Origin of the sequence: Klebsiella sp. MS 92-3 (assembly GCF_000195655.1) — a bacterium.
GTDB lineage: Bacteria > Pseudomonadota > Gammaproteobacteria > Enterobacterales > Enterobacteriaceae > Klebsiella > Klebsiella pneumoniae.
Map to the genome: position 1 here is coordinate 13,176 of NZ_GL882779.1, position 17,196 is coordinate 30,371.

Annotated in this window: 15 protein-coding genes; 5 read left to right on the forward strand and 10 right to left on the reverse strand. The window is 54.2% G+C overall.

Annotated elements, in window-relative coordinates; genetic code table 11:
* Positions 1-174: 174 nt before the first annotated feature.
* Genes HMPREF9538_RS18725 through HMPREF9538_RS18715 form a run of 3 tightly spaced genes read left to right on the forward strand, consistent with a single transcriptional unit; the run spans position 175 to position 3,572 of the window.
* Positions 175-1,380, forward strand: a complete 1,206-nt coding sequence (locus HMPREF9538_RS18725) for an MFS transporter (RefSeq protein ID WP_020316358.1) — start codon at positions 175-177, stop codon at positions 1,378-1,380.
* 16 nt (positions 1,381-1,396) lie between these two features.
* Positions 1,397-2,419, forward strand: coding sequence for a sugar phosphate isomerase/epimerase family protein (locus HMPREF9538_RS18720; protein ID WP_009484543.1), 1,023 nt, complete (start codon positions 1,397-1,399; stop codon positions 2,417-2,419).
* Between the two features lies 1 nt (position 2,420).
* Complete coding sequence (locus HMPREF9538_RS18715) at positions 2,421-3,572, forward strand: Gfo/Idh/MocA family protein (protein WP_004183287.1); 1,152 nt, start codon at positions 2,421-2,423, stop codon at positions 3,570-3,572.
* 19 nt (positions 3,573-3,591) lie between these two features.
* Here HMPREF9538_RS18715 and HMPREF9538_RS18710 read toward each other — a convergent pair whose 3' ends face one another.
* Positions 3,592-4,008, reverse strand: coding sequence for an Exc2 family lipoprotein (locus HMPREF9538_RS18710; RefSeq protein ID WP_004183289.1), 417 nt, complete (start codon positions 4,006-4,008; stop codon positions 3,592-3,594).
* Between the two features lie 671 nt (positions 4,009-4,679).
* Here HMPREF9538_RS18710 and HMPREF9538_RS18700 point away from each other — a divergent pair.
* Complete coding sequence (locus HMPREF9538_RS18700) at positions 4,680-5,375, forward strand: helix-turn-helix transcriptional regulator (RefSeq protein WP_020316357.1); 696 nt, start codon at positions 4,680-4,682, stop codon at positions 5,373-5,375.
* 6 nt (positions 5,376-5,381) lie between these two features.
* On the opposite strand, the gene HMPREF9538_RS18695 is transcribed toward HMPREF9538_RS18700, so the two are convergent.
* The 7 genes from HMPREF9538_RS18695 to HMPREF9538_RS18660 form a co-directional block, all read right to left on the reverse strand.
* The gene (locus tag HMPREF9538_RS18695; protein WP_009484548.1) at positions 5,382-6,065 is read right to left on the reverse strand and encodes a hypothetical protein; all 684 of its coding nucleotides are present in this window, start codon (positions 6,063-6,065) and stop codon (positions 5,382-5,384) included.
* Entirely contained in the window at positions 6,062-7,681 is a 1,620-nt protein-coding gene (locus HMPREF9538_RS18690) for a hypothetical protein (protein ID WP_009484549.1), read from the reverse strand. Before HMPREF9538_RS18690 ends, HMPREF9538_RS18695 begins: the two co-directional genes overlap by 4 nt.
* The gene (locus HMPREF9538_RS18685) at positions 7,671-10,208 is read right to left on the reverse strand and encodes a TcfC E-set like domain-containing protein (RefSeq protein WP_009484550.1); all 2,538 of its coding nucleotides are present in this window, start codon (positions 10,206-10,208) and stop codon (positions 7,671-7,673) included. The genes HMPREF9538_RS18690 and HMPREF9538_RS18685 overlap by 11 nt, the downstream gene beginning before the upstream one ends.
* Before the next feature lie 8 nt (positions 10,209-10,216).
* Positions 10,217-10,894, reverse strand: a complete 678-nt coding sequence (locus HMPREF9538_RS18680) for a hypothetical protein (RefSeq protein WP_004152948.1) — start codon at positions 10,892-10,894, stop codon at positions 10,217-10,219.
* 64 nt (positions 10,895-10,958) lie between these two features.
* A complete protein-coding gene (gene ecpA, locus HMPREF9538_RS18675) occupies positions 10,959-11,537 on the reverse strand; it encodes a common pilus major fimbrillin subunit EcpA (protein ID WP_004151820.1) in 579 nt (192 codons plus the stop codon).
* 70 nt (positions 11,538-11,607) lie between these two features.
* Positions 11,608-12,114 (reverse strand): LuxR C-terminal-related transcriptional regulator, encoded by a 507-nt coding sequence (locus HMPREF9538_RS18670; RefSeq protein ID WP_009484551.1) that lies wholly within the window; start codon positions 12,112-12,114, stop codon positions 11,608-11,610.
* A 791-nt stretch (positions 12,115-12,905) separates the two neighbouring features.
* Entirely contained in the window at positions 12,906-13,304 is a 399-nt protein-coding gene (locus HMPREF9538_RS18660; protein WP_002892937.1) for an NUDIX hydrolase, read from the reverse strand.
* Between the two features lie 261 nt (positions 13,305-13,565).
* Here HMPREF9538_RS18660 and HMPREF9538_RS18655 point away from each other — a divergent pair, with 261 nt between their 5' ends.
* Positions 13,566-14,546, forward strand: a complete 981-nt coding sequence (locus HMPREF9538_RS18655) for a LacI family DNA-binding transcriptional regulator (RefSeq protein ID WP_002892939.1) — start codon at positions 13,566-13,568, stop codon at positions 14,544-14,546.
* Between the two features lie 3 nt (positions 14,547-14,549).
* Here the strand turns inward: HMPREF9538_RS18655 and HMPREF9538_RS18650 are convergent, their stop codons facing one another.
* Both HMPREF9538_RS18650 and HMPREF9538_RS18645 read right to left on the reverse strand, forming a co-directional pair.
* The gene (locus HMPREF9538_RS18650; protein ID WP_004191456.1) at positions 14,550-15,794 is read right to left on the reverse strand and encodes a mechanosensitive ion channel family protein; all 1,245 of its coding nucleotides are present in this window, start codon (positions 15,792-15,794) and stop codon (positions 14,550-14,552) included.
* A 70-nt stretch (positions 15,795-15,864) separates the two neighbouring features.
* Positions 15,865-17,196 (reverse strand): MFS transporter (locus tag HMPREF9538_RS18645; RefSeq protein WP_009484553.1); only part of this gene is annotated, 1,332 nt, incomplete at its 5' end.

A 17,196-nucleotide genomic window follows, 5' to 3' on the forward strand; every position in this document is an offset into this window, starting at 1 on the left:
CGGGGGGGGGGGGCTGCCTGCCTTTTTATTGTGATCCTCTTCGCAGGCGGCGCATTTGCCTGGCGATCTTCTTTTTGTAATCGATTACTTTTGTTTTGAGCGGTTTTGTAATCGATTACTTTTCTGAGGGCGAGCAACATGGTCACAACAACAGAAGGTCGGGAAAGTGTCCGCGTGAGCCAGCGTTTTCTGGTGCCGCGGCTGTCGTTAATGATGTTTATGCAGTTTTTTATCTGGGGCAGCTGGTCGGTGACCCTGGGGCTGGTGATGACCCGCTATGAGATGTCATTGCTGATCGGCGATGCGTTCTCCGCCGGGCCGATCGCCTCCATCTTGTCTCCCTTTGTGCTGGGGATGCTGGTGGATCGCTTTTTCGCCTCGCAGAAGGTGATGGCGGTGATGCACCTGGCCGGGGCGGCGATCCTGTGGTTTGTCCCGCAGGCGCTGGTGGCGCAGAACGGCGCCCTGCTGATTGGCCTGCTGTTCGGCTATACGCTGTGCTATATGCCGACCCTGGCGCTGACCAACAATATCGCCTTCCACAGCCTGGCCAATGTCGATAAAACCTTCCCGGTGGTCCGCGTGTTCGGCACCATCGGCTGGATTATCGCCGGGATCTGCATCGGGGTGACCGGTATCTCTGATACCACCGGCATCTTCACGCTGGCGGCGCTCTGTTCGGTCGCGCTGGCGCTCTACAGCCTGACGCTGCCGCACACCCCGGCGCCGGCCAAAGGCATGCCGGTTCAGTTTCGCGACCTGCTGTGCGCGGACGCCTTCGCGCTGCTGAAAACCCGCCATTTCCTGATTTTCTCCCTCTGCGCCACCTTAATTTCCGTGCCGTTAGGCACCTATTACGCCTATACCGCGTCGTATCTGGCGGATGCCGGCGTCAAAGATGTCAGCACCGCGATGTCGTTCGGTCAGATGTCAGAGATCGTCTTTATGCTGGTGATCCCGTTGCTGTTCCGTCGCCTCGGGGTGAAATACATGCTGCTCATCGGCATGGCGGCGTGGTTCGTCCGCTACGCCTTTTTCGCTCTCGGAGTCAGCGAGGAGGGGCGCTTCCTGCTCTATCTGGGCATTTTGCTGCACGGCGTGTGCTATGACTTTTTCTTTGTCGTTGGCTTTATCTACACCGACCGCGTGGCGGGCGAGAAGGTAAAAGGCCAGGCGCAGAGCATGATTGTGATGTTCACCTACGGGATCGGCATGCTGCTGGGCTCGCAGATCTCCGGCGCGCTGTATAACCATCTGGTGGCCGGCCAGAGCGTGCCTCAGGCCTGGGTGACCTTCTGGTGGATCCCGGCGGTGGCCGCCGCGGTTATCGCGCTGATTTTCCTTTTCTCTTTCCAGTACAACGAGAAAGAGCCGCACTAATTTTTCAGGAGGGGGTATGAAAACGATTAAGGGACCGGGCATTTTTCTGGCGCAGTTTATCGGGCCGCAGGCGCCGTTCAACACCCTGGCGGGGATAGCGCAGTGGGCCGCCGGCCTGGGGTACAAGGCATTGCAGATCCCCTGCAACCACCCGGCGATTTTTGATGTAGAGCGGGCGGCGGCGAGCCAGACCTACTGCGACGAGGTCAGCGGCATCCTGGCGGAGCATGGGCTGGTGATCAGCGAGCTGTCCACTCACCTTGAAGGACAGCTGGTGGCGGTGCATCCAACGTATGACGCGGCGTTCGACGCCTTTGCCCCGGCGGCGCTGCATGGCGATCCGCAGGCGCGCCAGCGCTGGGCGGTGGAGAAAGTGCGCCAGGCGGCGGTAGCCTCCGGCCGCCTGGGGCTGCAGGCGCACGCGACCTTTTCCGGGGCGCTGGCATGGCCCTTTTTTTATCCGTGGCCGCCGCATAATCAGCCGCTTCTGGATGAGGCCTTTGCCGAGCTGGCCCGGCGCTGGCGGCCGCTGCTGGACCTCTTCGACGAGCAGGGGGTCGATGTCTGCTATGAGATCCACCCCGGCGAAGACCTGCACGATGGCGTGACCTTTGAGCGTTTTCTTACGCTGGTGGATAACCATCCGCGCTGCAATATGCTCTATGACCCGAGCCACCTGCATCTGCAGCAGATGGACTACCTGACCTATATCGATATCTATCATGCGCGTATTAAAGCGTTTCACGTCAAGGACGCCGAATTTCGCCGCAACGGGCGCAATGGCGTCTACGGTGGATACCAGCCCTGGCAGCAGCGGGCCGGGCGTTTCCGCTCTCCCGGCGACGGGCAGATCGACTTCAAAGGGGTGTTCAGTAAGCTGACCGAATATGATTTTGCCGGCTGGGCGGTGCTGGAGTGGGAGTGCTGCCTGAAGGATAGTGAGACCGGCGCGCGCGAGGGCAGCGAGTTTATCCGCCGCCATATCATTCCCGTTGCCGGACGGGCCTTCGATGACTTTGCCGCCGGCGGGAGGGAGTAACATGATTCAGGTTGCGATTATCGGGGCAGGGTTTATTGGCCCGGCGCATCTGGAGGCGCTGCGGCGGCTGGGAGATGTCGAGGTGGTGGCGCTGTGCGACAGCCGCCTTGAGGCGGCGCAGCGCAAGGCGCGAGCGCTGAACATTGCCCATGCCTACGACAGCGTGGAGGCGCTGCTGGCCCATCCGGGGCTGCAGGTGGTGCATAACTGTACGCCCAACCATCTACATGCCCAGATTAACCGGCAGATCCTCGCCGCCGGGCTGCACGTCTTCTCGGAAAAGCCGCTGTGTATGACGGCGGAGGAGGCGCGGGAGCTGGTGGCGCTTGCCGCCCGGGCCGGCGTGGTGCATGGCGTCAGCTTCGTCTATCGCCAGTTCGCTATGGTCCAGCAGGCGGCGGCGATGATCCGCCATGGCGAGGTCGGCAGAATCTTCGCGGCCCACGGCAGCTATCTGCAGGACTGGATGCTGCTGGAGACCGACTACAACTGGCGGGTCGATTCGGCGCAGGGCGGCGCGTCGCGGACGGTGGCCGACATCGGCTCCCACTGGTGCGATACCGTGCAGTTTATGACCGGTCGGCGGATTGTCGAGGTGATGGCGGATCTGTCTATCGTCTGGCCAACGCGTAAAGCGCCGGTCAATGGCAAAGCGACCTTCAGCGCCGTTCACGAGGCGCAGGCATATGAAACGCGGCCTGTCGATACCGAGGACTTTGGCTCGGTGCTGTTGCGTTTTGACGATGGCAGCAAGGGCAGCTTTATGGTTTCCCAGGTGAGCGCCGGGCGGAAAAACCGTCTGGCGGTGGAGATTAACGGCAGCCTCTGTTCTCTGGCCTGGGATCAGGAAGTGCCCCAGCGGCTGTGGATCGGCCACCGCGAGCAGCCGGATCGCCTGCTCAGCGATGACCCGAGCCTGCTGCGGCCGGAAATCGCTGACAGCGCCCATTACCCCGGCGGCCATATTGAGGGCTGGCCGGACGCCTTTAAGAATATGATGGGGCATTTTTATCAGGCGGTGCGCGCCGGGAAGATGCCGGCGGCCGGGGCCCGGCGCTTCGCCGCTTTCGACGACGGCGCCGATGTGATGTACATCATCGAGGCGATCGTCAAAAGCCATCAGCAGCAGCGCTGGGTCAGCGTCGAACGCTGAGCGCAGGCGGGGCGCAGGATTATTTCACCCCAAGATAGCCGTCGAGATAGGCACCGGAGAGCTCGTTGCCGAACAGGACGGCATCTTTATTTTCCATCGCATTATCCCATTTGTCGCTGGCATTGCCGGTGAAGGCGTGCTCGGTGCGGGTGCCCTGCGCCGCCTGCTGTTTGATGGCTTCCGCGGTGCGGCGGGCATCACTTTCGCTCATGCCAGCGGCTTTATCCTGCTGTCCGCGGGCATACATCGCCGTAAAGGTCGGCAGGTTTAAACGGTAATTTTCCTGGCGGTTGACGGTGAAGTTGCCGCCGACAAAATCGGACCGGTGGGCGACGAAGGCGTAGGCATGGCGTTCCGGTGACGATTTTGACGAGGTGCAGCCGGTGATCGTTGCCAGGGCACAGCTGAGGGCGAGAACCGCGGTGGAGAGCCTCATGGGGATATCATCCTTAATCATAAAAGAAAAAATGGGGCGCAGGCGGTCTGTTGCGCCTCCTGCGCTAATGAGAATATGAAACGGCAAAAGGATGCGCGTTAACGGGGCGGGAGAGAAGCCCTGATTATTAATAGTTTTCTCGCGCGTTCCCGCGCTTTCGCGCCAGGCTGGCAGGCCAATCAGAGGTCATTTATGATAGCCTGCAGGATCCACCTCTATGGCTGCGCTCTTCCACACCGGATAAGCTGGCAACCCTTAGACGTGTTTATCGGGCTACGGCGGGGGTCCTTATCCCTATAAGCAACGTTCATGCTGAATTCACAATGTTTCAGGCATTCCTCGCACAGTTCGCTACGGCAGAAACAAATTTTATTTACTCTTCACATCCTCCATCGCTCCGACAGCAGGCCCAGACTGATTTAGCCGCTGGTTTGCATATCACGTTTATCTTTACTGACAGGCATCAAAATAATAAATATGATATTTATTAGCTGTAATGCATAAGCATGGCAGCTAAACATAGGAACAGTATGAGGTTAAATTTCAGTTTTTTTTTAAACTTTTGATTGCTTGTGTTGATATTTATCTGCTTGTGCAAGGGTATTATACATTAATCTTTATTTTATTATTTTATAGTAAATAAAATACACCTTGGGTTTATTGTTTACAGAGTGTTTGATATTGCTTATGTATCTTTACTAAATTTTTTAATGGCTTGCGAGGTGATTATAATGAGAGGGTGTAACTGTGAGATTAAATGTATCGCCTGTGGATTAAACTGCCGGATTGAAGCGAAAAATAAAATAGAGCGCACTCTCTGTGGAGAGAAGAAATTTTCTGTGTGGCCAGACAGGAACTATTTTTTTAAACGGGCAGTAAATGATCTGGTTTTCCGTGAACTCACCTGTTTTGTACCTGAAGGTATAGTGGTGGTGGATTTTTCATTGGGAAATATATTGTACTTTCTGAATGAGTGCTGGACCAGGAAATTGCGGGATAGTGGTCTGAAAATCATTCTGATAGCAGATAAAAACATGCTGCCAATGGCTAATTTTTGGAGGCTGCGTTCCGGGTTTTCCTGGGCAGTAGTGGAAGTGAATAGTGACTTAAGCAACTTAATTAATAAAATAAAACGCGTTATGCTGGGGCGGAACCTTCTGTGCAGGCGCACACCGTCGCTGACGGAGCATGAAATGAAGACGCTGTGCCTGCTTGCAGAGGGGCATTCCAGCCAGGATATCGCCCGTATCATGGCGTGCGATACCCGCAGCGTCTACCGCTTTCAATACTCTTTATGCAAGAAGTTCGGCGGGCTCAATCGCCTGCGCAATCTGCGCTTCAGGCATACCATCCCCGCGCTGGATTAGCCGTGATTAACCCGGCGCATCCATGAAACAGCCATCACCTAATTTATGATAACGGCCTAATGCGACGATATATTTCCTGTTGCCATTCTTCGCCTCAGGGCCTGTCCAGCTATCCCCTGGCAGCATATAAAACTGTGTAGAGCTTTCATCATCACCATTACAACCTTTCTGGAGAATGACTCTGAAATAGGTATTGCCGGTATTTTTAATGGTGCCCGTGGCTTCGTTGATCTCATACTGGAAACGCGTTTTTCGAGGGCGAACAATGAGAATGGTGCTCATCGATACCGAAGGGACAATATTCAGTTTTTTCTGCTCCATGCGCCAGGGAAAAACCGTGACGGGCGTTTCTTTAAAGATCACCCGATAATATCGCTCAATGTCATCTCCAGGCCCACGGTAATAGAGTTTAAAATACTCCTGGCCATTGGCCTGTACGGTGAACTGCAGCGGCGACCAGACCAGGTCTTTGTCCTGACCGGGCACCGGCCGTTCATTACCGTTGCCCGGCCTGGCGATTTTGTAAGCCGAGATGGTATATAAGTTATTGCTGCTTGTATCATTGACTAACGGCCGGGAGATAAAATCTTTACTGGCATCCATATCATAAATGATGGAATCAAAGTACACCGCGGAAGCGGGCTGAATACACAGCCCGCACAATCCGATGAAAAGCATTTTCTTCATCATACCCCCCGATCGACGCCAACCCAGGTGGCGGTCACTTTTACATCCCCGGTGGCGCTGACGGTTCCCATCCAGTCATGACCATCAGTAGTGAACTGTGAATGCGAGTCATCCATCGGAAACAGCAGTTTCAGCGTGGTGGTAAAAAAGAAACCATCGTTGACGTTGGCGTTCCAGGCCGTCTGAACCCAGGCGGCGTTGGTCATATCAACGGGGTTTTCACCGCAGCTGTTGCGCACTCTTACCGCGTTACCGGCAGCGGAAGTCCATTCGAGGAAGGCCGGGACCGGCACTTTTAGCGTCTCGTCTGCTGAGGTAAACAGACAGTATGGCTGACCATATATGTTGATGGCGTCGCCAGTCACCTGGGCGGTGATGCTGTCCGCCTGACGCGACGCGGAGGTAGTAACTTTATACTCAAAGGTGATGGGCGTTTCGCTACCGATCTTGCCAGATGCTTTTGGATGAGCACTCCCGTCGCTGGCGATAATGCTGATGCCGTATTCACGCGGGATGATGTTAATTAGTGTTGATGGCGTAAACTGATAATAACCTGATTGAGGAGTCACGGAGTTATCAAAATAAAAGGTGAACAGCTCATCTTTGTTGGTTAAATCTGTGCCCGCCTTGAGAGCTTTTTTGAAAAAAGCGTTGGACAGAAAGACATAGATGTACTCCCCTGACGGTTTGAAGACCTTGTTATAGGTGCTAGTCGAGCCGAAATTGGTCCAGCTGGCGCCATCACCGCTGTACTTGACGTCAGACGAAGAAGGGGAAAATCCCAGCAGCGTCGTATCGATAACCATCCGGAAATCAAGCGAAGTGGTGAGGGTTTTGGTTTCCTGAAAGCTGTAAGACATCATTTTACAAATGATCCCCGAAGCGCTCCCTACCACCCCCATCTGGCACAATTCAGAGCCGAGGTTGACGCTTGGCGTACCGTCGCTGGCAATCCACACTTCCGCCATCGCGCCGGTACTGTTTAAGGTCAGATGCGAGACCTTTTCGAGGTTCATCGTGTAGTAAACCCACTTTCCTCCGCTGGGGAGATCTTTACAGCGAACGCCGGAAGCAAAGTCATAATCAGCTTTGGAGTCCATATAGCAAAGATTCAACTGCAAACTATCGATGGTTCCCACCGGCCGATTACGAAAATACTCATATGCCGACTGACTCAGCACCCCGGCGCCGTAGTAACCATTGGCCACGCTGTTGCCGGACATCGCGTGATAGAAGCCGTCTTTGTCGAGTACATCGGCGGGGATATAGCCCGAAGCCGGGCAGTTTGCGCCCGTTGACATGCAGCGGAGCCCGAGAAACGGTTGGTTAATCGGGGAGTTGTCTATCCAGAGGTCAAAATAGCGGTTGCTGTAACTCCAGCCTGAGTTGCCCATGTATCCCAGACTACGCTGGTTCGTTTTATATTTCGTCCAGATATTGGCTCCAGTGAAGCGCGGGGACAGGGAGCTGGTGGTGATGAAATATTCATCATCGACATCGTTGTCGATAAACATATAGGTGTTGCTGCCGCTCCCGTCGTTAGTAGCGGTAAGTGCCATAGCCGGCGCGGCTAGCAGCCAGCCGGCCAGCAGCATGATGGCCTGGGGTTTAATAGACATTCTTAATATCTCCAGTCACTGATGCCGTTTGTTGTTGGATCTCACAAGGGATCTCACCGACCCATACGGCACCTTTCGCTTCTCGCAGATCCAAATCCACTTCGCAAATACCGCCGAATTTATCGACCAGGGTAATCACCGGATAGCGCTTATCAACGTCCATGGCGAACTCGCCGAGTTCGTCGGTGCGTGTTTTACCAATGTGGTTATGTATATCGGCGTTGGCGTAGTAACCACCGCGGCGATCTTTCACCCGGCCAAATACGGTGACGAGCTGTTTGACTTCCGGGTTAATCACGCTGACGTTGCCGGGATAGAGCACGACTTTGTTCCGCCGGCCGTTAACGATGTCGACGCTGTCTTCCGAATTTTTGTCGTTCATCAGCTCCACCTTGTATTCGGCGTAGGGCGGAAGACTGATGAAGTTGCTTTTGCCGGTCAGCGGGTAGTTCTGGCCGTTGATCTGCGCCATCATCCTCCCCTTGCCGCTGAAATTGGTATTCACCACCAGGCCTGCGGTTTGAGTGCCTTTGCCGACATAAACATTTTTTTCCGTCCAGGCCAGGCTGCCCTGCGAGCTCAGGCTGTAGTTTGAACTGTGCTGCGATGAGCGGCTAACGGAGACGGTGCCAGCGTTATATTTGGTGTCATAGCTGACGTAACCATTGGCGGCGTAATCGTCGGAACGATAGCGGCTATCGTCATTTTTATTCTGTTTAATCTGCTTCGAAACCGATGCTCCCACCTGGGTAATAGCGCTGTCGTCAAAGCTTTTGCGCAGCGTGGCGTTCGCCAGCATGTTTCCATTCTGGCTGGACACGCCGGTGCTGAGCCAGGTAGAGAAGGGGATAGAGACATCAATATTGACGTACTTATCACGCAGATTTTCATGGTTGTTGTATTGATAGTTCTGAATACCGGCGCGCAGCGACACGGTCGCATAGCGATTGGCTAACAGCGATTGGTCGTAATCGACGTTGGTATAGGTGCTGCCGGTATATTTGTTATTGGTTCGGCTGACGCTCAGCGTACCGAGGAACGGCGCGATTTTGCGCAGATTGGCATTGGCGCCGATGGTCACGTAGTCATTCTGCTGCATCGGGAGCGCGTTACCGATGGAACTGTACTGGCGCGCCCCCCACAGGTTGCCGTAACCGTCGGGTAAACTCATATTAAAGGTGGAGGTACTCTGCCAGCTGCCGTCGGTAGCGAGCAGCCCCTGCTGGTTAAAGCTGAACGCGTCGTTGAAAATAACGTTCGCTTCCGTTTCATTGACGCCGTTAGTGTCAAAACCGTAGAGCGTGGTTTTCAGATTGACGCCGGAAAGCCAGGGTTGGCTGGTTGCCGCGGCGATCCCGGCTATCCATGTATTCTTTGTGCCATAATTGATGTTGTATTTGTGGCGATAGTCCATCTTGTTGTATTCGAGGCTGCCGCCGAAGGTTTGCCACGAGAGATCGCCGGTCACGCTCGATTTACGGGCGAACGTTTTATTGATGTTCGCCGTCCGGCTGCTGACCACGCGCCCGTTAACTACCACCTGGATATCAACGTTGTAGATGCCAAATGGCAGACGCGACGTATCGAGCTCGTAGCTACCCATCGAGAAGTTTTGAATGCTGAGCAGTTTGCCGTCACGATAGACGTGTACTTCACCAGCGGCCGGGAGAAACACCGTGACGGGCACCAGAGCAAGCGTATTGTCCTGCGTTTGTGAACTGCTTTTATTGCCATAGCTGACGCCGTAAATACGGCTGGAATTCAGGGCGCTCATGCTGGCAATCGATTGCAGATTCCATGTATCCACCATACCCATTGCCAGGCGGCGTCCCTGATAGTCACGTTCGTACATCGAGCGATACAGTTTACTCTCCTGGTTGCCGGTACCTATCCCGTAAAGAGAACCGTTAAAGTTCAGATGGTGTTCCCGCAGCGACCAGGTATTATCCAGCGTCAGATAGCTGCTGGCGTTATCGGTATTCTCATATTTGTTGTAATAGCTCCCCATCGAGTAATTCAGCACGCTCGAGAGATTCTGGGCGGTAGATTCTCCAAGCATATTGGTACGCGGCAAAATAGCGGCCTGCATGGCTGCCCGGTTAACCGTCAGCTCGAGATAAAAGGAACGCGTATCAAGTGAAAGTGAGGCGTCTTTGTTGATATAAACGCGCTGACCGTCGCCGATGCTTTTATCCTGCATCTCGTTGAGCAATGATTTAATCTGAGGTGATAGTTCGGTTCGCTCCGGCAGATCGCTGAGCGCGATCTGATTCAGGCGAAACTCATTATCCTTGATGGTCAGGATGGCATCAGCGATTTTTTGCTGACTGCGTTGGGTACTATTATCGCCTTCATAACGAATAAAAACAGGGACCGACATGCCCTGATATAACGCGTTAGCAAATACCGAAGGAATAATATAGTTACTGACTTTGACTGGCGCTGTAGCATTAGCTGCCCAACCCTGGTTTACTGTAATCAATAACCCAGCGAACAACGTCCCTTTGACATAACCAAGATTATCCATGATGTTACTCAGTTTACATTTATATATTGCTCACCGTGCCATATTCCAATTCGCGTTTTTTTGTTGGTGAGATCGGTATGCTTTATTTTTACGCTGACACCAGGCATGACATAATATCGCTCACGGCAGCCTTGTCCCTCATCCTTCGCTTTATCACGACAGGGACCGTAGGAGATCACACGGAATGAAGCGTTACCAGTATTGGTTACCGTGTCATTATCGCGACGATAGTCAAATCTTTCTTCTCGCGGCGCGACCACCAGAATGGTACCAATAATGGCTGAAGTCGTTGCCTCGCCCTGTTTTTTCTTTTTACTGGCTTCAAACTCGGTTACCGGCTCATCGGTCCAGGATATTCGGTAGTAACGTTCCTGGTTATCCTGAGGTCCTTTGTAAAAAAAACGAAAGTTCTCTTTAGCATTGCCGGGTAATATCAGGCTGGCGGGTGTTGATAATAATTCCGATCTGTTCGCCATCGGGATAACCGTGCCACCGGCCATAGGCGATGAGATACGCTCCACGCTGACGCTAACGTAACGCGCCGTATCGGTGGTATTAATGATTTCTTTTGCCAGAGTCGAGGCATCCGGCCCCATTATTGAGGTGACGTCTCCGACATTAATCGCATGGGAGGAGGGCGTCACGGTGAATAAAAAGAGAGAGAGGAATAATGGATTCAGTTTCATGGCGCATCCTTATAAGGAGGCCGAGGCCTCCTTGTCTTACCGGACAGGTGTTGGCTACACCTGATTAGATAGTCCAGACCGCATTAAACTGAACGCGAACGTCGCCGCTCCAGTAACCGTCGGTTAAATCTTTGAACTCAGCGGCAGTGCTGCCGTCAGAAGTCGCGGAGTCGATAGTGAAATCGAAGTTACCCTGAGTGCTGACGCGATCGGCGCCTGCGAAGGCGGTCGCGACAGCCAGCGCATCCAGACCCGCGGAAATGTTGTTGGAAGTATCAATCATCGTTACCGGGGTGGATTTGTTCAGCGCGTTGCCGTTCCAGTTCACACCGACGGCCAGAGTAGAGGCGTCAGTGGTACGGCTCAGGGTGTTGCTCACGATCTGAGAGGTCAGCGTAAAGTCAGTCGCGCCAGACTGGCCCTGGATGGTGATGTCAAAAGCGCCTTTCTGAGAGTTAAACGCTTTAATCCCTTCCGCGTACTGGAAATTCAGGGATTTCAGCGGAGTGACAACTAGCGCGCTGGTGGTGTCTTTCGTTGCGCTTGCATCCCAGCTTGCAGTGGCGGAAGCAGTTACGTCAGCCATTGCGTTGGAAGAGATAAGAGCCGCAGCAGCAACACCCGCTAATACGATTTTTTTCATTTTCAATTTCCTGAGAATAATTAAGTTAGTTCCATTTATGGAGTTATTGCTATAAATACTGATAATGACTTTATCCAGATAAAATAATGTTTAACTTCCCTCTGCCTCCCATCTTATTCTGCAAGCTGAGCTTGATTGCGTAGATTCTTTTTTCTGCCATCTGCAATTCTTGTGCTATCTCTTTAACTGACTTCTCTGCAAGTAAAAGATCGAGTACCAATACCTCTTGAGCGCTTAGTTTCTGACGATAGCCGCGTCCATCTTTTTGGCCGAGAAAGGAAAGATGTATTTTCCTTTCAATCTCATTTCGGGTATCGCTGGTATAGATAATTGAAAGTATTTGCTGACAACGGTGTTTCCAGTACAACGCCAGTGGTTGCGCTAATCTGTCGGCAATCAAAACTATCCGCAATCCTGTTTTGATCAGATATTCAATCCATTTATCATTGGTGAATAATCTGATGTTGTAGCGAGAAAAATCAACAAAAACATATCCAGAATTAGAGAAGTTGTAATGCTTGTTAATTAAAAAACAATGCACGCCATTTTTTAAGTAGATGTTTTTATCAGGCCACACGCAATAGTGAGTTTCAATACATCTAATCGATTTTATCGTAGGTCGTGGATAGATTTCGCACTGATACTGGCAGCTAATACAGTATGCCTTCTCATATTTCTGTGGAACCATGTGTCGATTTATTTCCCTATATTGTCTTACCTTATCGTTCAATGATGTGGCTATATTATGGCTAGTTAATAAATGTGACAACTTTAATTTCAAGGTGGTTATTTTGCTGAAAAATGTGTAAATTCTTAAAGTCAAAAAATACTGCGAATCATACTAACCTGCTCTTATTAATAAGAAAAATCTTAATGGGCAGAATTTTATAGCGAACGCAGCTTAAGAATTATCCATTGCGACCAGGAATTTTCTCGCTGAATAAGCAGTAATTGGTTAAAAAAAAACAGCACAATAAGTCAAAAAAAGCGCAGCCACACACTATTTTGTTAACATTTTGTTTTAAATTTGTTTTTTAATTTGTGTTTTTTCAGGCGGATATTCCCTTTTTTGTAAGGTGAAGTTGCGCTGTTTGATGCTCAGAGTGAAAGAAGGCGCGGGCAAAATATGATCTGGCGTACAAAACAGCAGAGGCCCATGCATAAAGACGCGTTAATGTTTAAGGAGAACTCGTCAGCAGTCTGTGCGGAATAGTGATGGTACAAAGCGGACAAACAGGTCACGGAGAGAGTTAGGGGGCCGCATGGATTGGCTCTGCCTACAGGTAGCCGTAAATACTTCAAGACGAGGATGGTGTGGATTTTTACTTGCAGATAAATGAGCCAAAACTTTCGATGCGTTTGGGGTGGTTACACCCCTTTCAGCAGAGGGAGCAGGTGGTTTTCGGTAAGGGGAGCAAGCTTAATATGCCGATCCTGACCCGGCGTAAACCAGATCACTTCTTCTATTTCCATCGTCGGTGTAAAGCTTACCCTGTTCGTGGCTATCAGAAAGACATCCGCAGAGACAAGATGACCTGGCTCGTTTGCCGCCGCATCAGTGAAACGGCCTACCTGGACCAGTTCTTCTGGTGAGACGCTGAAGTTGAGTTCCTCCTCCAGCTCGCGGATCAGCGCCGCGTGCGGGGTCTCGCCGATTTCAGGCTTGCCGCCGGGTTGCATAAAATATTCAGTTCCCCGCTTACGCACTAAAAGACAGCGTCCCTGACTGTCGGTGATAATTGCCGCTGCGATAATAATCATTTTCATTGCGCTCAAAATACCCCATTTCTATACCAATGCCGTAGCATACTCGAGTGAGTTTTGCATTTTGCGAAATTACATCAGCGCCACCATGATAGCCCGCTAAGCGTGCTAATCAATCCCGTCATGTTTTGCAAAAGCGGTTAACGTCCTGGCATCGCAAAAGCGTAAGGCTCCCAGTTCGCACGCAGCCCGGCTAGCGGCGCGGGCTGCGCTCATTTATGATAGCCTGCAGGATCCACCTCTATCGCAGGAAGTGCAGGGTTTATGTCTATTCAGAAAATTGCTCGTCTGGCCGGCGTCTCGGTGGCCACGGTGTCGCGGGTGCTGAACAACAGCGATACGGTAAAAGCCAAAAACCGTGAGCGCGTACTGCAGGCGATCAAAGAGAGCAACTATCAGCCGAACCTGCTGGCGCGTCAGCTGCGAACCGCCCGCAGCAATATGATCCTGGTGATGGTCTCCAATATCGCTAACCCCTTTTGCGCCGAGGTGGTGAAGGGGATAGAAGAAGAGGCGGAGAAGAATGGCTATCGCATTCTGCTGTGTAACTCCGGGTCGGATCTGGCCCGCTCGACCTCGGGCCTGCAGCTGCTCTCCGGCAAAATGGTCGACGGCATTATTACCATGAACGCGCTCTCCAGCCTGCCGGAACTGACCACCATGATTGGCGACGCGCCCTGGGTGCAGTGCGCGGAGTATGCCGACACCGGCAGCATCTCCTGCGTCGGGATTAACGACGTTGAGGCGGCTCAGGGGGCGGTATCCCGGTTGGCCGATAGCGGCCGCCGCCGCATCGCGCTCATTAATCACGACCTCAGCTATCGCTATGCCCGTCTGCGCGAGCGCGGCTATAAAAGCGTGCTGCACGTGCACGGTCTGGCGTATCAGCAGGTGACCTACGCGCAGGATCTTAGCGCGGCGGCCGGTAAACGGGCGATGGAGCAACTGCTGTCGCAAGACGAGAAGCCCGATGCGGTGTTTGCCGTTTCGGACTCCCTCGCCGCCGGGGCGCTGCGGGCTATCGCCCAGGCCGGACTGCGGGTGCCGGGGGATATCGCGGTGATCGGCTTCGATGGCACCGAGCTGGCGGAAGTGGTCTCCCCGCAGCTGACCACCGTCGAACAGCCCTCCCGGGCGATCGGCCGTACGGCGGTGTCTCTACTGATGAAACGCATCGACGATCCCGACGCTGCCGTCGAGCGGGTGATGATGGACTGGCGCGTGATAGACCGCGCCAGCGTCTGAGGATCAGCGGGAGAAGGCGCCGGTCAGCGCGCGAATATCGTTGCCGGTGGGCGTTTGATGAATGCGTAAGCCAAACTCATCCACCACAGCGAAGACATGGTCGAAAATATCCGCCTGGATCCCCTCATATTCCGCCCATACCACGGTGTTGGTGAAGCAGTAGATCTCGATCGGCAAGCCGTTGGCATCCGGCGCCAGCTGGCGCACCATCAGGGTCATATCCTGGCGGATGCGCGGATGATGGCGTAAATACTCCTGCAGATAGGCGCGGAAGGTGCCGACGTTGGTCATTCGCCGCTCGTTGAGGATCGATTGCTCCCCGGCGTACTGCTGGTTCCAGGCGCTAATCTCCTCGTGGCGTGAATCCATATAGGGTTTGAGTAATTTCGCCCGGATCAGGCGCTGCTGCTCCTGTTCATCAAGAAAATGAATGCTGGTGGTGTCGATGTTAAGGCTGCGTTTGATGCGGCGGCCGCCGGAGGCCGACATGCCGCTCCAGTTTTTAAACGAGTCAGAGACCAGCGACCAGGTCGGAATGGTGGTGATGGTATTGTCCCAGTTGCGCACCTTGACCGTGGTGAGGCCGATATCGATCACCGCGCCGTCGGCGCCGTACTTCGGCATCTCCAGCCAGTCGCCAAGCTTGAGCATATCGTTGGCAGAGAGCTGGATACCGGCCACCAGACCGAGGATCGGATCTTTAAACACCAGCATCAGCACCGCGGCCATCGCGCCGAGCCCGCTAATCAGGATCGCTGGCGACTGGCCTATCAGTAGCGAAATAATCAGAATGCCGATAATAATCGCCGTCACCAGCTTAATTCCCTGGAATATGCCCTTCAGCGGCAGCTGTGAGGCGGCGGGAAATTTCTGCGCCAGCTTTAAGATCACATCCAGCAGCGAGAAGAAGGACAGCATGGCATATATCATCACCCATAGCTGAGCCACGGTGATTAATATTTCCGCGGCCTCGCTGCCTTTTTGCAGCCACAGCACCGCCTGCACATTGACGATGATCCCCTGCAGGGTAAAGGCCAGTCGGTGAAAGAGTTTATTCTGCGTGATGATTTGCAGCCACAGATGGCTGCTGGCCAGCGCCCGTTTTTCAAATGCGCGCAGGACCACTTTGTGCAATATCAGATGCACGACCACGGCGGTGAACAAGATAATGCCGAAGATAATCATCAGCGAGCGGGTGGGGGTTATTTCGATTCCTAAGGCGGCAATTTGCGATATTAATTCCTGCATAACGTCTCCTGAATATCCAGCGGGTATGATGACCGCTGGATAGCTATTATGCAAATTACCGCCGCCGGTATTACGAGGCCACCGTCGCCGGCTGTCGGTTGAGGTGATGGCGCAGCCACAGCGCTATCGCCCCCAGCAACAGCATCATGGCCACCTCGACCAGCAGAAAATCAATCAGCGCCTGCGGATAGTTGCCGCCGCCGCGACGGGCCAGCGCCAGGAACAGCGAACCAAGGATAGCCGGTCCGAGACCGAGGGTCGCCTGCTGCAGGGTGCTGAGGATTGCGCTCCCGGCCCCGGCGTCGCTGGCGCTGATATCGCGCATACCAATCCGATAAAAGCTGTTGACGATGAGCGCCTGGCCATAGCCGATCAGCGCCGTGGCGGGGACCAGCGTCAGGGCGCTGGTGGCGACGCCGAAGCGGGAGAAGGTGGCGCACAGCAGCAAGAGTCCGGCGATCTGTACCGCCAGACCGGTCAGCAGGATCCGCCCCATGCTGTAGCGGGCGATAAGCCGCGGGGCATACAGCGCCGAAATAAAATAGGCCACGCCGAGGGCGATAAAGCTATTGCCGGACTGCCACGGCGCCATCCCCAGGCCCTCCTGCATGGTCAGCGCCATGCAGAACATAAAGCCGGACCAGGCGCTGAAAAACAACAGGGCGATGGCCATCCCGAAGCGGATGCTGGTCAACTGCAGCAGACGCGGCGGCAGCAGAGGATGGTCGCCACGCTGCTGCTGGCGCAGGGCGCTCTGACGCATGGCGAACAGCAGCGGCAGGACCGCCACCAGCATCAGCTGCAGCCACAGCGGCCAGTGCAGCTCCGGACCGAGGGCCATCGGGAACAGCAGGCAGCAGAGGATCAGCGCGAGGTACAGCGTACCCTGCCAGTCAATCCGCGACGGCGTCTCGCGACGGGTTTCCGGCACATAGCGGCGGCTCAGAGCCAGCACCAGCAGGCAGATCGGCACATTGATAAAAAAGGCGTTGCGCCAGCCCAGCCCGGCGATGTCCGCCGACACCAGCCAGCCGCCGCCCATCTGACCGACGATAAAGGCGATCCCGCCGATCCCGCCATACAGGCTGATGGCCCGGGCGTGGGCGGGGCCTTTGAGGGTGACGTGCAGGGTCGCGAGGATCTGCGGCACAATCAGCGCCGCCCCGGCGCCCTGCAGGGTGCGGGCCGCCAGCAGGGCGCCGATGCTGTTCGCCATCCCGCACAGCAGGGAAGCGATGCCAAAGAGGGCGACGCCCCACATAAACAGGCGCCGGCGGCCATAGTTATCGCCAAGCTTACTGCCCATCGCCAGGCAGACGGCAAAGGCGACGCCGTACAGCGCGACGATAAGCTCCAGCTGCGTGGGGGGCGGCGCCCGCGGGGGGGGGGGGGGGGGGGGGGG

What these genes read in the sequence shown, in the direction of transcription:
- HMPREF9538_RS18660 (WP_002892937.1), bottom strand. Translation starts at nt 13,304, where the DNA reads ATGAAAATGATTATTATCGCAGCGGCAATTATCACCGACAGTCAGGGA.
- HMPREF9538_RS18650 (WP_004191456.1), bottom strand. Translation starts at nt 15,794, where the DNA reads ATGCAGGAATTAATATCGCAAATTGCCGCCTTAGGAATCGAAATAACC.
- HMPREF9538_RS18655 (WP_002892939.1), top strand. Translation starts at nt 13,566, where the DNA reads ATGTCTATTCAGAAAATTGCTCGTCTGGCCGGCGTCTCGGTGGCCACG.
- HMPREF9538_RS18715 (WP_004183287.1), top strand. Translation starts at nt 2,421, where the DNA reads ATGATTCAGGTTGCGATTATCGGGGCAGGGTTTATTGGCCCGGCGCAT.
- HMPREF9538_RS18720 (WP_009484543.1), top strand. Translation starts at nt 1,397, where the DNA reads ATGAAAACGATTAAGGGACCGGGCATTTTTCTGGCGCAGTTTATCGGG.
- HMPREF9538_RS18695 (WP_009484548.1), bottom strand. Translation starts at nt 6,065, where the DNA reads ATGATGAAGAAAATGCTTTTCATCGGATTGTGCGGGCTGTGTATTCAG.
- HMPREF9538_RS18685 (WP_009484550.1), bottom strand. Translation starts at nt 10,208, where the DNA reads ATGGATAATCTTGGTTATGTCAAAGGGACGTTGTTCGCTGGGTTATTG.
- HMPREF9538_RS18680 (WP_004152948.1), bottom strand. Translation starts at nt 10,894, where the DNA reads ATGAAACTGAATCCATTATTCCTCTCTCTCTTTTTATTCACCGTGACG.
- ecpA (WP_004151820.1), bottom strand. Translation starts at nt 11,537, where the DNA reads ATGAAAAAAATCGTATTAGCGGGTGTTGCTGCTGCGGCTCTTATCTCT.
- HMPREF9538_RS18710 (WP_004183289.1), bottom strand. Translation starts at nt 4,008, where the DNA reads ATGAGGCTCTCCACCGCGGTTCTCGCCCTCAGCTGTGCCCTGGCAACG.
- HMPREF9538_RS18690 (WP_009484549.1), bottom strand. Translation starts at nt 7,681, where the DNA reads ATGTCTATTAAACCCCAGGCCATCATGCTGCTGGCCGGCTGGCTGCTA.